The following is a 15,112-nucleotide window of genomic DNA, read 5'->3' on the forward strand; positions in this document are numbered from 1 at the left end:
AGCCCTGACCGGCAAGAATCAACCGATTTCGGCGAGCAGCGCGTCGATCATGTGTTCGGCCTGGCGGCCGTAGCCGCCGCCGAACAGGTTGAAGTGGCTGAGCACGTGGTAGAGGTTGTACAGCGTCCGGCGCCGCGGATAGCCGTCCGCCAGCGGCCAGGCCTCGCGGTAGGCGGCATGGAACGTGGGCGGAAAGCCGCCGAACAGCTCGGTCATGGCGAGGTCGGCCTCGCGGTCGCCGAAGTAGACCGCCGGGTCGAAGAGGACGAGTTTCCCGGCGGCGTCCACGGCGGCATTGCCGCCCCACAGGTCGCCGTGCAGCAGGCTCGGCGCGGGGCGGTGGCCATCGAGCAGGGCCGGCAGCCGTTCGGCCAGGCGCTCGCCCCGATCGATCAGCGCGGCCGCGCCGCCTCGTTGGCGGGCGAGCGCGAGCTGTGGCCGCAGGCGCTCTTCGGCGAAGAAGACGGCCCAGTCCGCATGCAGGCGGTTGCGCTGCGGCGTGCTGCCGATGAAGTTGTCGCGCTCCCAGCCGAATTTCCCTCCGGCGATCCCGTGCAGCGCCGCGAGCGCGCGCCCGGCGGACGCGGCCGCCGGGCCGTGCGGCAGCGGGTGCATGTCGATGTATTCGAGGACCAGATAGGCGGACTCGCCGGCCACGCCGCAGCCCGCCACGCGCGGCACGCGCACGGCCGCGCAGCCGGCGAGGGCGCGCAGCCCGTCGGCTTCCGCCTCGAACATGCCGAGCAGCCCGGCGCGGTTCAGCTTGACGAACCATTTTCCGTCCGCCGTTTCGGCGATGCAGGCGCGCGATATCGAGCCGCCTCCGGCGGCCTGCAGGCGGACGATCTCGTCCGCCCCTCCGGTGGCGCGGCGGATGGCTTCGTGCAGCTCATCGATGGGCAGGTCGTGGTGCATGGTCATGCCTCCATTGATTTGTTTCCGGTCAACGGCCATAGTGTGAGGCAGGGCGTCTTGGCGGCTTCTTCATCAGCGCGGCAAGGTGAAGCGGGGGTTCCACATCGTGTACCAGCGTGCGGGTTTCGCCGAAGATACGGCATCGGGGTGCTGCCGGCCGCTCCTGTTTTTCCTCCTGCTTCTGAGCGTCGTTTCCCGGGCCGCGTTCGCCGCGAGCGACGATGATATCCCGCAGAAGGCGCTGGAAATCGTCAAGCTGCAGTTGCGCTGGAAACACCAGTTCCAGTTCGCCGGCTACTACGCCGCGCTGGAGAAGGGCTTTTATCGCGAGGCCGGCCTCGACGTGCGCCTGCGCGAAGGCGAGCCGGGCAAGGAGCCGATCGACGAGGTGCTGGCCGGGCGGGCGGAATACTGCACGGCCAACAGCGAGGCCCTGCAGGCGCGCCTGCAAGGCAAGCCGCTGGTGGCGCTGGCGGCCATCTTCCAGCATTCGCCGCTGGTGCTGCTGGCGCTCGCCGATTCGGGCATCCGCACGCCGCACGACCTGGTCGGCCGGAGAGTGATGCTGGCGCGCGGCCGGCACGATACGGAGTTCCTCGCCATGTTCCTGCGCGAGGGCATCCGGCCGGAGAACCTCGACATCGTTTTCTCGACTGCCCGGATCGACGATCTCATCGCCGGCCGGATCGACGCGATCAATGCCTACCTGAGCAACGAGCCGTTCCTGTTCCGGCAGCTCGGCGTGGACGTGGTGGCGATCAATCCGGGCAATTACGGGATCGATTACTACGGCGACGTGCTGGTCACCTCCGAGGCCGAGATCGAGGCCAATCCCGAGCGCGCGCGGGCGATGCGCGAGGCCAGCCTGAAGGGCTGGCGGTACGCCATGGATCACCCGGACGAGATCATCGATCTGCTGCTCGGGACGTACCGGGTGCCCAAGAGCCGCGAGCATCTGGAATTCGAGGCCAGGGCCGTGCGCTCGCTGATCCTGCCCGACCTGGTGGAAATCGGGCACATGAATCCTGGCCGCTGGCGCGGCGTGGCGGAGGTGCTGAAAACGAGCGGCATGGTCGACGGCGACGCCCGCCTGGAGGGCTTCATCTACGATCCGGAGCCGCACATCTGGCAGGCGCGCATGCGCCAGACCGTGATGTCGCTGGGCGGCGTCATCGCGGCGATCCTGCTGGTGATCCTGTACATGTGCGTGACGCAGCGGCGGCTGCGGCGGGAGATCGCCCTGCGGCGGGAGGTCGAGGACCGGCTGCGCAGCGTCAACGACCTGCTGCAGCGGACGGGCCGGCTGGCCAAGGTCGGCGGCTTCGAGAAGAACATCGTCAACAACACCACGATCCTGACCGAGGAGGCGGCGCGCATCCGCGGCGCGATTCCCGGCGTCGAGATTCCGGCCGACGAGATCATGGCGTACTACTCGCCGGAGGAGCGGCCGTTCCGGCTCGCCGAAAACGAGCGCGCCATCCGCGACGGCATTCCCTGGGAGCACGAATCCCTGCTCACCATGCCGTCCGGCAAGCAGGCCTGGATCTACAGCCGGGGCGAAGCGCTCTTCCGCGACGGCAAGGTGGTGAAGCTGGTCGGCGCGATGCAGGACATCACCGACCGCAAACTGGTCGAACTGGCGCTCATGCGGCGCACCCGCGAACTGGAAATGCACAACAGCATCCTGGGCCAGCTCCACGAGGGCGTGGCCTTCGCCGACGTGCTCGACTCGCTGGCCGCGCAGACCGGGAAGCTGCGTCCGGGGATGCGCTGCGCGGTGCTGCTGCTCGACGCCGCCAGCGGCCGCCTGCACGCCGTCGCCGCGCCCGGCCTGCCCGAATCGTTCGTTGCCGGGATCGAGGCGCTGCCGGCCGACGACGAGACGTGCCCGAGCAACCGGGCGCTGAAAAGCGGCCGGCGCGTGGTGGTGGAGGGCGGCGCCGGCGACGGCTGCGCCGCGTGCTGGGCGCAGCCGATCAAGGGACGCGAGAAGCGGGTGCTCGGCGTTTTCGACGCGCACTGGGAAGCGTCCGCCGCGCCGGGCGAGGACGACGTCCGTTTGCTGGAGAACTGCGCCAACCTGGCCGCGGTGGTGATCGAGCACCACCTGTCCGAGGAGAAGATCCGCAACCTGGCCTATTTCGACGTGCTCACGCAGCTGCCCAACCGGCGCATGCTGGTCGACCGCCTGCGCCAGGCCATGGCCAACGGCCGCCGCAGCGGCTGCCGCGGCGCGCTGATGTTCCTCGATCTGGACAACTTCAAGCCGCTCAACGACACCTTCGGGCACCACGTCGGCGACCTGCTGCTGATCCAGGTCGCGCAGCGCATCGTCGGTTGCGTGCGCGAGACGGACACGGTGGCCCGCTTCGGCGGCGACGAGTTCGTGATCATGCTGGCGGAGCTTGACGTTGACCGGAACGCCTCGGAAGTCCTGGCCCGCGGCGTGGCGGAGAAGATCCGCAGCATCCTGGCCGAGCCGTTCGTGCTGACCATCGGACGCAAGGGCGGCGAGCCGGCGGTCATCGAGCACCGCTGCACGGCGAGCATCGGCGTGGTCCTGTTCTTCGACCACGAATACGCGCTGGACGACATCATCCGCTGGTCCGACGAGGCGATGTACCAGGCCAAGGAGGCGGGGCGCAACCGCATTCATTTCCGCGAGTGAACGCGGCGCCAGGGCGGGAGGCGCCGCCTACGGCTTCAGCAGCTCGATCAGCTCTTCCTGGGCGCAGCGGGGCTTGCTGCGCGAGGCGCGGCGCAGGTGGTAGCCGCCGCTGGCGTCCATTTCCCAGGCCTGCCGGTTGTCGGCGAGATAGATCAGCAGGCCTTCGTTGATCACCCGGCGCTTCAGCTTCTTGTCGAGGATGGGGAAGGCGAGCTCGATGCGCCGGAAGAAGTTGCGCTCCATCCAGTCCGCGCTGGAGAGCAGGACCTTTTCCTCGCCGCCGGCGTAGAAGTAGAACACCCGGTGGTGTTCGAGGAAGCGGCCGATGATCGAGCGCACGCGGATCTTTTCCGACGGTCCCTTGATGCCCGGCCGCAGGGCGCACACGCCGCGCACGATCAGGTCGATGCGGACGCCGGCGCGCGAGGCTTCGTAGAGGGCGTCGATGATCTCGGGTTCGAGCAGCGAGTTCATCTTGGCGATGATGCGCGCGCGCTTGCCGGCCCGCGCCGCCGCGGCTTCCTCCCGGATCGCCGCGAGCGTGTTGGCGTGCAGGGTGAACGGCGCCTGCCACAGGTGCTTGAGCGGCTTGGCCAGCCCCAGGCCGGTCAGCTGCTTGAACACCTCGTTGACGTCGTCGCCGATCTCCTCGTCGCAGGTCAGCAGGCCGAAATCCGAGTACAGCCGGGCCGTCTTGGGGTGGTAGTTGCCGGTCCCGAGATGCACGTAGCGGCGCAGCACGCTGCCCGCGCGGCTTTCCTCGCGGCGCACGATCATCAGCATCTTGCAGTGGGTCTTGTAGGCCACCACGCCGTACACCACGTGCGCGCCGACCTGTTCGAGCTTGGTCGCCCAGCCGATGTTGGCTTCCTCGTCGAAGCGCGCCATCAGCTCGACGACGACGGTGACCTCCTTGCCGTTCTGCGCCGCGCGCAGCAGCGACTGCATCAGCACGGAATCGGTGCCGGTGCGGTACACGGTCATTTTGATGGCCACCACGTGCGGATCGGTCGTGGCCTGGTCGATCAGCTCGATGACCGGCGTGAAGCTCTGGTACGGGTGGTGCAGGAGGATGTCGCCGGCGCGGATCGATTCGAAGATCGAGCGCGTCTTCTTCAGGGTCTTGGGCGTGCCGGCCATGAACGGCGGGAACTTGAGATCGTTGCGCTGCACCAGGTCCGGGATCTGCATCAGCCGCACCAGGTTGGCCGGGCCGGCGACGGTGTACAGGTCGCCGCGGCCGAGGCCGAACTGCGCGAGCAGGAACTCGGTGGTGGCCGGCGAACAGTTGTCGGTCACCTCCAGGCGCACCGCGTCGCCGAAGTGGCGCTGCGGCAGTTCGCCCTGGATGGTCGCGCGCAGGTTCTTGACTTCCTCCTCGTCGACGAACAGGTTGCTGTTGCGCGTGACGCGGAACTGGTAGCAGCCGAGCACGTTCATGCCCGCGAACAGTTCACCGACGAACTCGTGCAGCACCGAGGAGAGGAAGACGAAGCCGTACTCGCAGTCGCACAGCTCCTTCGGCAGGCGGATGACGCGCGGCAGAACGCGCGGCGCCTGCACGATGGCCTTGCCGATGCTGCGCCCGAAGGCGTCCTTGCCTTCCAGCTCGACGGCGAAATTGAGGCTCTTGTTGAGCAGGCGCGGGAAGGGGTGCGACGGGTCCAGGCCGATCGGCGTGAGCACGGGCATGACTTCGCGCAGGAAATAATCCCTGATCCAGGCGAGCTGCGCTTCGCTCCATGCGCTGCGGCGCAGGAACACGATGCCCGTGGCGGCCAGCCTGGGCAGGATTTCGTTGTTGAACAGCGCGTACTGCTCCTCGACCATCGCGCGGGCTTCGCGGCTGATGTGCTCCAGCGCCTCCGACGCCGACAGCCCGTCCGGCGTGCGGGCCACGGAATGCAGCTTGACCTGCTCCTTCAGCCCGGCGACGCGAATCTCGAAAAACTCGTCGAGGTTGCTGCTGACGATGCACAGGAAGCGCAGGCGTTCGAGCAGCGGGGTCGCCGGATTCTTCGCCTGCGCCAGCACCCGCCGGTTGAAGGCGAGGATGCCCAGTTCGCGGTTGAGGTAGTTCGCGGCGGGGTAGCCGTTATCTTCAGGCGTTGCGGCATTTTTTCGCGTGGTCATGATGGCATTGGAGCAGGAATGGAAAATCGAGGCAAGCGGCGGACGGCCCGATTATGTGACCGTTTCATTGCAGGGATATTTCAGCAGCGCGGCCTTGTCCGGCCGGGATGACTCCGGCATTGTCGCGCATCGTCCGCCCGGCCGCGCGGTGATAAAATCCGGCGATGGATTTTTTCGGAGGGCGGCAAGCGAGCATGGGCTACGAACAGATAGCGGCGGTCGATCTGGGTTCCAACAGCTTTCGCCTGGAGGTGGGGCGGGTCGTCGACGACCAGATTTATTCGCTGGATTCCCTGAAGGAAACCGTCCGCCTGGCCTCCGGCCTGACCCGCGAGAAGCTGCTCGGCGACGAGGCGCAGGAGCGCGGGCTGGAGACGCTGGGTCGCTTCGCCGAACGCCTGCGCGGCTTCGCGCCGGAGACGGTGCGCGCGGTCGCCACCAACACGCTGCGCGTGGCCAAGAACGCCGGCCAGTTCATCGAGCGGGCCGAGGCGGTGCTCGGCTTCCCGATCGAAGTCATCGGCGGACGCGAGGAGGCGCGGCTGATCTACATCGGCGTCGCGCACGCCATTCCGCCGGGCCGCGGCAAGCGCCTGGTGGTGGACATCGGCGGCGGCTCGACCGAGTGCGTCATCGGCAGGAAGGTCGAGCCGCTGCTCATGGAATCGCTGTTCATGGGCTGCGTCAGCTACACGCTGCGCTTTTTCCCCGACGGCCGCATCGACAAGAAGCGTTTCGCCGAAGCCGAGATCGCCGCCGCGCGCGAGATCGAGGCCATCGTCAAGGACTACCGGGCGTTCGGCTGGAACGAGGCGGTCGCCTCGTCGGGCACCGCCAAGGCGGTCGCCGACATCCTCGAAATCAACGGGCTGAACCCGGACGGCGTCACGGGAATTTCCCGCGAGGGGCTGGAAAAACTCAAGGCGCAGCTGATCCGCGCCGGCTCGGCCGGAGCCATCAAGCTGAACGGCCTGCGCCCCGACCGCGAGCCGGTGTTCGCCGGCGGCGTGGCCATCCTTTCGGCCGTCTTTTCGGTGCTCGACCTGCCGCGCATGACCTACGCCGACGGCGCGCTGCGGCTCGGCGTGCTGTATGACCTGCTCGGGCGCTTCCACCAGTTGGACATGCGCGATTCCACGGTCCGCCAGTTCATGCGGCGCTACCAGGTTGACGCCAAGCAGGCGGCGCGCGTCGAGCGCACGGCGCTGCAGCTGCTCGGCCAGATGATCCCGCTCGACCAGCCGCAGCACGAGAACGAGGTGCGCACCCTGCGCTGGGCGGTGGCGCTGCACGAGATCGGCATTTCGATCGCGCACAGCGGCTTCCACAAGCACGGCGCCTACATCATCGGCAGCGCCGACATGCCGGGCTTTTCCAAGAAGGACCAGGAAAGGCTGTCGCTGCTCGTGCTCGGGCAGCGCGGCAAGCTGGAAAAACTGCCGCTGATCCCGTCCGCCGATCCGCTCTGGCGGCAGATCTTCTGCCTGCGGCTGGCGGCCCTGCTGCACCGCTCGCGCGACGATCATCCGCTGCCGCCGCTGCAGGTCAGGCAGTCGTCCTCGGGCTTCCAGATCGAGCTGCCCGCCCAGTGGCTGCAGAAAAACCCGCTGACCGCCGGCGCGCTGGCCGACGAGTCCGCCGCCTGGCAGCCGGTCGGCTGGCAGCTGCGGGTGCGGCGGCGTTCGGCGGCGGCCGGAGAGTAGATCGGTGGCCGACGCGGCGATCGCCCTGGACACGGTGGACGGCCGTCCGCACGTGGCGCTGTCAGGCGACTGGACGCTGACCGCGCTGCCGACGCCGGTGGCCGACCTGCGGGCGCGCCTGGACGAATGCGCGGCCGGCGATCCGGCCTGGGACCTTTCCGCGGTCGTGCGGCTGGACAGCGTGGGCGCGGTGATCCTCTGGCAAGCCTGGGGCCGCCGCTGGCCGGCGCGGCTGGAGGCGAGCGCGGAGCAGTGCGCCATCCTGGCGCGGGCGGCCGCGGTTTCGCCGCGCGAGGCGGTCCGCCGGCCGGCCTCGGCGCTGGACGGGCTGGCCGTGCTCGGGCGCGTGCTCCTGTCGGTCGGACGGAACGTGCGCGAATTCCTGACGCTGGTCGGGCAGCTGGCGCTCGACGTCGTCTATCTGTGCGGCCATCCGCGCGACATCCCGATGAAGGAATTTTCCGCCACGCTGTTCAAGAGCGGCGCGCAGGCGCTGCCGGTGACGGCGCTGGTCGGCTTCCTGATCGGCGTGGTGCTGTCCTACCTGTCGTCGCTGCAGCTGAAGACCTTCGGCGCGGACATCTTCATCGTCAACCTGATCGGCATCAGCGTCATCCGCGAGCTCGGGCCGGTCATCGTCGCCGTGCTGGTGGCCGGCCGCTCGGGCTCGGCGATGACCGCCCAGATCGGCGTGATGCGGGTCACCGAGGAAATCGACGCGCTGGCCACGATGGGCATCTCGCGCACCGTGCGCCTGGTGCTGCCGAAGGTCGCGGCGCTGGCCTGCGCCATGCCGCTGCTGGTGGTCTGGTGCGCCGGCGCCGGCATCATCGGCGGCATGGTCTCGGCCAACCTGGAAATGGATCTCGCCTACGGCTATTTCATCGACATGCTGCCCAAGGTGGTGCCGGCGGCCAACCTGTGGATCGGCCTGGGCAAGGGCTTCTGCTTCGGCCTGCTGATCGCGCTGATCGCCTGCCATTTCGGCCTCAAGGTGCGCCCGAACACCGAAAGCCTGTCCGCGCGCACGACCTCCTCGGTGGTCACGGCGATCACCGTGGTGATCATCGCCGACGCCGCCTTCGCGGTGCTGACCCGCCACGTCGGCATGCCGGGAAGCTGAGGCGATGACCGTCCCGGCCGACGAAAAGATCATCGAACTGCGCGGCGTGACCACGCGCTTCGGCAGGCACCTGATCCACGACGACATCAGCCTCGCCGTCGGGCGCGGGGAGATCCTCTGCCTGGTCGGCGGCTCCGGCAGCGGCAAGACCACGCTGCTGCGCGAGATCGTCGGCCTGCTCCAGCCCGCGCGCGGCACGGTGCGCCTGTTCGGCCGGCCGGTGCTCGACCGCGATCCGCGCGTGCGGCGCGAGGTGCGCCGGCGCTTCGGCATGCTGTTCCAGCAGGGCGCGCTGTTCTCGGCACTCAACGTGTTCGACAACATCGCCTTTCCGCTGCGCGAACTGCGCCTGCTCGACGAGAGCGTCATCCGCGACGTCGTCTTCATCAAGCTGGCCATGGTCGAGCTCGAACCGCGGCATGCGCTGCTGATGCCGGCCGAGCTGTCGGGCGGCATGGTCAAGCGGGTGGCCCTGGCGCGCGCGCTGGCGCTCGAACCCGAGCTGCTGGTGCTGGACGAGCCGACGGCGGGGCTGGACCCCGACCTGGCCGACAATTTCGTGCACCTGATCGGCACCCTGCAAAGACAGCTCGACTTCACCGTGGTGATGGTCACCCACGACCTCGACACCCTGGCCGGGCTGGCGACGCGGGTGGCGGTGCTGGCCGGGCGGCGTATCATTGCCGACTGTTCCCCAGCCGAAGTGCTCGACGTCGATCATCCCTTCGTGCAGAGCTTTTTCTGCTCCGAGCACGCCCGCGCGGTGATGCGCGGCAAGGGCCGGAATTAGGATTGCGCCATGGAAAACCGTTCGCACGCCCTGCTGGCCGGGCTCTTCCTGCTGTTTCTCGGCGCCTGCGCCGTCGCCGCCCTGTGGTGGTTCAGCGGGCGGCAGGAGGAAAGCAACCGCTACGTCGTCGAGACGCGGAACAACGTCACCGGGCTCAACGCGCAGGCGCAGGTGCGCTACCGCGGCATCCGCGTCGGCAAGGTCGAGTCGATCCGGCTCGATCCGGCCGATGCGCGCTCGACGCTGATCGGCATCTCCGTGCGCAAGGACATCCCGGTCACCCGCGGCACCGTCGCCAAGCTCGGCTACCAGGGCGTGACCGGCATCGCCCACATCCTGCTCGAAGACGACGGCCGCGACGCGACGCCGCTGGCGCCCGGCGCCGAAGGCGGCCGGCGCATCGCCATGCAGGATTCGCTGGTGCAGGAACTGGCCGACGTCGGCAGCGACGTCCTGCGCCAGACGCGCGAGCTGCTGGTCGGCATGAACGATCTCCTGCGTCCCGAGAACCGCCAGGCCGTCTCGCGCATGCTGGCCAACCTCGAAGCGAGTTCGCGGCATGCCCGCGAAGCCAGCGAACGGCTGCAGCGGGCGCTCGGTCCGGAAACCATGCGGCGCATCGATTCCGTGCTGGCCAACGCCGACCGCACGGTGGCGCAGGCGGCGCCGTTCTTCGCCGAGGCGCGCGGGCTGGTCGCCAGCCTGCAGGCGGCGAGCGGGAAATTCGAAGCGGCCCTGGGCGACGCCAACTCCGGCGGAGTCGGCGCGCTGGCCCCGCGCCTCAACGAACTGACGGTCGAGTTCGCCTCGACCGCGCACCAGCTGAACCGCGTCCTGCGCATGCTGGAGGAATCGCCGCAGAGCCTGATCTTCGGCCACCGGGCCGTCGTGCCCGGTCCGGGCGAACCCGGCTTCGTGGCGCCGTCGACCGGAGGAAACGTGCCATGAGGAAGAATCGCCCGCTCGCAGCCGCGCTCGCGGCCTGCGCGCTGCTCGCGCTGGGCGGCTGCGCGGGAACCGCCAGCAACAGAATGACGTCCGCCGTTCTACGATTTCGGCCAGCCCGCCCGCTCCGCCGCGGAAAACGCCGGCACGGACGGACTGTCCGGCCGGCTGGCGCTCGACGTGCGCGGCGCGCCGTGGCTGGACGGGACGGGGATCGACTACCGGCTGGCCTACGGCGATCCGCTCCGGCGCAGCCAGTACGCCGACAGCCGCTGGGCCGCGCCGACGGCCTTGCTGCTGGCCCAGCAGCTGCGGCGCCGGATCGGCTTCGCCGCCGTCGACAGCGTGGCCGCCGACTGCGTACTGCGCGTCGAACTGCAGGAGTTCTCGCAGGTTTTTTCCACGCCGCTCGCCAGCCAGGGCGTATTGCAGGGACAGGTCAGCCTGATCGACGGCAAACGCCGCCTGATCGCCGGCCAAGCCCTCAACATCGAGCGTCCCGCCCCGACCCCGGACGCCGCCGGCGGCGTGCAGGCGCTCGTCGCGGCCGGCGAGGAACTGGGAAAACAACTGGCCGACTGGCTGGGGCGCCTCGACCGCGACGGCGGACTGAAGACCTGCCGCCCGGCGCGCTGATGCCGCGGGCGGGAGGCCGTCCCCGCCACCGCCTCGCCACTACGTCAGGCTGCCCGCTGCCTTTTGTGCTTGATGATCCCGTTGATGATGGGTACGAGCAGCGTCACGAGGGCCAGCACGAGCAACACGACGGTGATCGGGCGCGTGTAAAGAAAGTCGAGGCTGCCGTTGGACATCGACAAGGCGCGGCGGTAGTTGCTTTCCGCGATCGGGCCCATGATCAGGGCCAGCACGACGGGGGATGCCGGATACCCCCACTTCTGCATGAAATAGCCGACGATTCCGGCGGCGAGCATGACGTAGACGTCGAAAAGGCTGTTGCCGATTGCATACGTTCCGACGACGCTCAGCACGAGGATAGAAACGGTCAGCACCGATTGCGGCATCTGGATGAGGCGGCCGATGATGCGCAATGACGCCAGGCCGAGGATCAGCATCATCAGGTAGCAGAACAGCATGCCGGCGAACACGGTGTAGAGCATCGCGCCATGTTCCTTGAACAGCAGGGGGCCGGGCTGCAGCCCCTGCAGAATGAGCGCCCCCATCATCACCGCCGTCACGGCGTCGCCGGGGATGCCGAGGGTCAGCATGGGCAGCAGGTCCCCGCCGGTGCAGCTGTTGGCCCCCGATTCGCAGGCCGCCACGGCCTTGAGTTCCCCTTTGCCGAAGTTCTCCGGCGTTTTCGAAAAACGCTTGGCTTCGTTGTACGCCACGTAGGCCGCGATGTCCGCGCCGGCCCCCGGAATGATCCCGACGATCACGCCCAGCCCGGAGGAACGCAGGATGGTCAGGGTGAGCCCCCGGAATACCGACCACGGCGGGATCACCCGGCCGATGGACGTCCTGATGCGCTCGGTGAGGTCGCTCTTCTCCATCGAGGAGAATGCTTCGGCGGCGGCGAAAAGACCGATCATGACGGGGATGAACTTGACGTCCATCAGTTCGTCCATGCCGCCGGTAAAACGCGGGAAGCCGCCCATCGGGTCCAGCCCGACCGTCGATACCAGCAGTCCCACCATGCCCGCGATCAGCCCCTTGATGAGCGATTCGCCGGCCACGCTGGCGATGATCGACAGGCCGAAACAGGCCAGCGCGAAACTTTCGGCCGCACTGAACTTGAGCGCCCAGCCGGCGAGAATGGGCGACAGGAAAATCAGCGTGAAAATGCTGATGGTGCCGCCGATGTACGAGGAGAACGTGGCCGTTCCCAAGGCCAGTCCGGACTGGCCCTTGAGCGTCAAGGCATAGCCGTCGATGGCCGTGGCCGCCGCTGCCGGCGTTCCCGGTATGCGCAGGAGAATGGCCGTGATCGAACCGGCGTAGACGCCGCCGAAATGGATTCCGGCCAGCAGCAGAAGGGCCGATACGGGCTCCATGCCGAAAGTGAATGGCAAGGTGATGGCCACGCCCATCGTGGCGGTCAGGCCGGGCAGCACGCCAACGAAGATGCCGAACGCCGTGCCAATGATGGCGAACAGGATGGCCTGCGGATGCGCCAGGAGATTGGCTGCGCCCTGCGCCAGTAAATCGAACACGTCCATGAAGTATCCTTCTGATTCCCTGGCGGTTGCTAGTCGAAGAGTTCGCCGGGCGGCAAAGCCACTCCCATCCCGACGTCAAATATCAGGTAGAGCGCGATCGTCACGCCCAAGGCGATGAGCACACTCGCCATTCGCGCGCGGAATTTGATGACGCGCAGCAGAACAAACATGTAAATGGGCGTGGATGCGAGGTAGCCGGTCCAGTGAATCAGGGCTACATAGAGAACCGTTAGCACGACTCCCAAAAATGGCACCAGATAGTTCGGCCGGGTGCTCGTGGCGGCAGCGTCCCCGGCGTCGATATCCTGGCCGGTATGCGTGAAATGATTGAAAATCTGCAGCAGGCACAAGACGATCAGAATGTAGGCGAAGGCGGTGGGGAAGGCTCCGGCGCCAATATCCGTGCCGACGGCGGTGGCCGGAAAGCCCCTGGATTCGATGATGGTGGCAATGCCGATGACGATGAGCAGCACGCCCACCACCACATCCGCATGGCGGCCCATCCGCGCCAGGAAACCGCCGTCTTCCCTGGCGGAAGTGTCCGTTGATGCCATGACGATTTTTCTCCCGGAGGAGCGGGCTGGCAACCTGCCGTTGCCAGCCCGCTTTTGGACGGCTTTATTTCTTCAGGCCGAGTTGCGGAATCAGGACGTTGAAGAACGCCTCATCCTTCTTCATGGCGGAGCCAAAGGTTTCCGCATCCATGTACGAGAAGGACATGTTCATCTTGGCCAGCGTTTGCTGGAACGCCGGATCTTCAGTCGCCTGCTTGGTGGCTTTCTTGAGCACGTCGATCGCTTCCTTGGGGGTCTTCTTGGGAGCGACGAGTCCGCGCCAGGTGCCGATGGAAAGATCGATTCCCTTCTCTTTCAGCGTGGGCACGTTTTCGAAGCCTTTGGCCCGCACGTCGCCCATGACGACCAGCGTCTTCAGCTTGCCTGCCTGGACCTGCGTGACGACCTCGGCCGGGCTCACGGCCAGGGCTTCGATATGTCCGCCGAGCAGCGACGCGACGGCGGGGGCGGCTCCTTCGAAAGGCACGTGATTGAAGCTCACGCCTGTCTTCTGTTCGAGGGCCGCGGCGGCCAGGTGCCAGATCGCGCCGGTGCCGGAGTTGCCAACGCGCACCTTTCCGGGGTTGGCCTTGGCGTAGGCCATGAATTCCTCGTAGGTCTTCCATGGCGCCTCGGCTTGCACCGTGATTGCCGCCGGTTCCGCATTCAGGCGGGCAATGGGGGTAAAGTCGTCAACCTCGAAGCGCCCCATGCCCAGGGCGGGCAGGGTCGTCATTTCAACCACGCCCATGGCGATCTTGTAGCCGTCCGGTTTGGCACGGGCGACTTCGGTAAGGCCCAGGGCGCCGCTGCCGCCCGGCTTGTTGACGACGCCGACCGATTTGGGAAGGATTTTATTGACGGCTTCCGCGTAGGCGCGAGCGAGCAGATCGGTTCCGCCGCCGGCGGCGTAGGAAACGATCAATTCGATTTGCTTGTTCGGATACTCCGCCGCGACGGATGCCGACGAAAAGGCCATGACGGACGCGCAGGCTACGGCAAGATGCGTATAGAAGCGCATGTGTTTCATGTATTATCCCTTCCCAAGGAAAATTCTCTCAAATAGCGAGATATCAAGACCAAAAGTGGAATCTGTCGTTTCTTTCGGAAACTGCTCGGTCCTTCCTCGCAACCCGTTGTGCCTCAATACAATAGCGCAGACTCCATGGCATTTTCAACAAGTCTTGAGTTGTCTCGCTAATCGAGACATTAAGTGCAATCAGCGGCATTGGCTGTCGTTGCCAAAAACAACGACGAGCACGTTTATTCCGGCGTCCAGCCAAGTTCCTTCGAGATCGCCTCGGCAGTATCGCGCACCAGGGGGCCAAGTCGGCGCATGCGCTCCTCCGGCATGTAAGGAACCGCGCTGGCGAGACTGACCGAAGCCACTACCTTGCCCGTAAGGTCGCGTATCGGCGCCCCGACGCAGCGGATGCCCATTTCGTTTTCCTCGAGGTCCATGACCCAGCCTTGGCGGAGGTATTCGTCCATCTGCAGGGCGTATTCGGTCCACTCGATGACGGCCGGGGCTCCCTGCGCGCGGCGCTCCCCCGTCGCGTAGTCGTAGATGGCGCGCCATTGGGCGCGTGGCAGGCCCAGCACCAGGGCCTTGCCTACGCCGGTCGTCGCCAGGGGCATGCGATTGCCCACGCGGGAGCGCATTTCCAGGGAGCCGCGCGTACCCGAAATCTTGTCGAGGTAGAAGACTTCCGTTCCCTCCATGACCCCCAGGTGCACCGTGTCGCCGGTGTGGCTGGCGAGCTGTTCGAGATGCGGTCGCGCGAGCGCCACCAGCGGGCGCTGTTCCAGGGCCTTGTTGCCCAGTTCGATGAGCTTTTGGCCCAGCAGGTAACCCTTGTACGGAATGTGATGCAGGTATCTCTGCTGGACAAGCGCGCCCAGCATGCGATGCGTGGTGCTGCGTGGCGTTCCCAGGTGCGCGGCAATGCTTTTGACATCGCTGATGCCGGCCGCCACGCACTCCAGCAAGGCCAGTCCGCGCAGGAGCGTCTGCGAACCGGTCGCGCTGTCGCCAGGATTTTTATCTTTCTTAGGATCAACTGACATGGTTCCCGCCCGGTGCGTCATGTGTGCGGCCAAGTGT

Annotated in this window: 12 protein-coding genes; 6 read left to right on the top strand and 6 right to left on the bottom strand. The window is 67.1% G+C overall.

Annotated features, from left to right (window positions below; genetic code table 11):
• Positions 1 to 18 precede the first annotated feature (18 nt).
• The gene (locus QM701_RS21355) at positions 19 to 915 is read right to left on the bottom strand and encodes a fructosamine kinase family protein (RefSeq protein WP_415169008.1); all 897 of its coding nucleotides are present in this window, start codon (positions 913 to 915) and stop codon (positions 19 to 21) included.
• An 85-nt stretch (positions 916 to 1,000) separates the two neighbouring features.
• Between QM701_RS21355 and QM701_RS21360 the strand changes: the two genes are divergently transcribed.
• Positions 1,001 to 3,583, top strand: coding sequence for an ABC transporter substrate-binding protein (locus QM701_RS21360; RefSeq protein WP_415169009.1), 2,583 nt, complete (start codon positions 1,001 to 1,003; stop codon positions 3,581 to 3,583).
• 27 nt (positions 3,584 to 3,610) lie between these two features.
• Here the strand turns inward: QM701_RS21360 and ppk1 are convergent, their stop codons facing one another.
• Entirely contained in the window at positions 3,611 to 5,716 is a 2,106-nt protein-coding gene (ppk1, locus tag QM701_RS21365; protein WP_415169010.1) for a polyphosphate kinase 1, read from the bottom strand.
• A gap of 194 nt (positions 5,717 to 5,910) precedes the next feature.
• Between ppk1 and ppx the strand changes: the two genes are divergently transcribed.
• The 5 genes from ppx to QM701_RS21390 all read left to right on the top strand — a co-directional run bounded on the left by ppx (position 5,911) and on the right by QM701_RS21390 (position 10,913).
• Entirely contained in the window at positions 5,911 to 7,419 is a 1,509-nt protein-coding gene (gene ppx / locus QM701_RS21370) for an exopolyphosphatase (RefSeq protein WP_415169011.1), read from the top strand.
• Between the two features lie 4 nt (positions 7,420 to 7,423).
• Positions 7,424 to 8,542 carry an ABC transporter permease gene (locus QM701_RS21375; protein ID WP_415169012.1) on the top strand — a complete coding sequence of 373 codons (1,119 nt, stop codon included), beginning with the start codon at positions 7,424 to 7,426 and terminating at the stop codon, positions 8,540 to 8,542.
• Between the two features lie 4 nt (positions 8,543 to 8,546).
• On the top strand, positions 8,547 to 9,332 hold the full coding sequence (locus tag QM701_RS21380) for an ABC transporter ATP-binding protein (RefSeq protein WP_415169013.1): 786 nt from the start codon (positions 8,547 to 8,549) through the stop codon (positions 9,330 to 9,332).
• 9 nt (positions 9,333 to 9,341) lie between these two features.
• Entirely contained in the window at positions 9,342 to 10,280 is a 939-nt protein-coding gene (locus tag QM701_RS21385) for an MlaD family protein (protein WP_415169014.1), read from the top strand.
• A gap of 177 nt (positions 10,281 to 10,457) precedes the next feature.
• Positions 10,458 to 10,913 carry a hypothetical protein gene (locus QM701_RS21390; protein WP_415169015.1) on the top strand — a complete coding sequence of 152 codons (456 nt, stop codon included), beginning with the start codon at positions 10,458 to 10,460 and terminating at the stop codon, positions 10,911 to 10,913.
• 44 nt (positions 10,914 to 10,957) lie between these two features.
• Here QM701_RS21390 and QM701_RS21395 read toward each other — a convergent pair whose 3' ends face one another.
• The 4 genes from QM701_RS21395 to QM701_RS21410 form a co-directional block, all read right to left on the bottom strand.
• Positions 10,958 to 12,454 (bottom strand): tripartite tricarboxylate transporter permease, encoded by a 1,497-nt coding sequence (locus tag QM701_RS21395; protein WP_415169016.1) that lies wholly within the window; start codon positions 12,452 to 12,454, stop codon positions 10,958 to 10,960.
• A 29-nt stretch (positions 12,455 to 12,483) separates the two neighbouring features.
• Positions 12,484 to 13,008 carry a tripartite tricarboxylate transporter TctB family protein gene (locus tag QM701_RS21400; protein WP_415169017.1) on the bottom strand — a complete coding sequence of 175 codons (525 nt, stop codon included), beginning with the start codon at positions 13,006 to 13,008 and terminating at the stop codon, positions 12,484 to 12,486.
• 64 nt (positions 13,009 to 13,072) lie between these two features.
• A complete protein-coding gene (locus tag QM701_RS21405) occupies positions 13,073 to 14,038 on the bottom strand; it encodes a Bug family tripartite tricarboxylate transporter substrate binding protein (RefSeq protein ID WP_415169018.1) in 966 nt (321 codons plus the stop codon).
• A gap of 233 nt (positions 14,039 to 14,271) precedes the next feature.
• A complete protein-coding gene (locus QM701_RS21410; protein WP_415169019.1) occupies positions 14,272 to 15,075 on the bottom strand; it encodes an IclR family transcriptional regulator in 804 nt (267 codons plus the stop codon).
• Positions 15,076 to 15,112: the final 37 nt, after the last annotated feature.

It is taken from the genome of Propionivibrio sp., assembly GCF_047602565.1.
Taxonomy (GTDB): domain Bacteria; phylum Pseudomonadota; class Gammaproteobacteria; order Burkholderiales; family Rhodocyclaceae; genus Propionivibrio.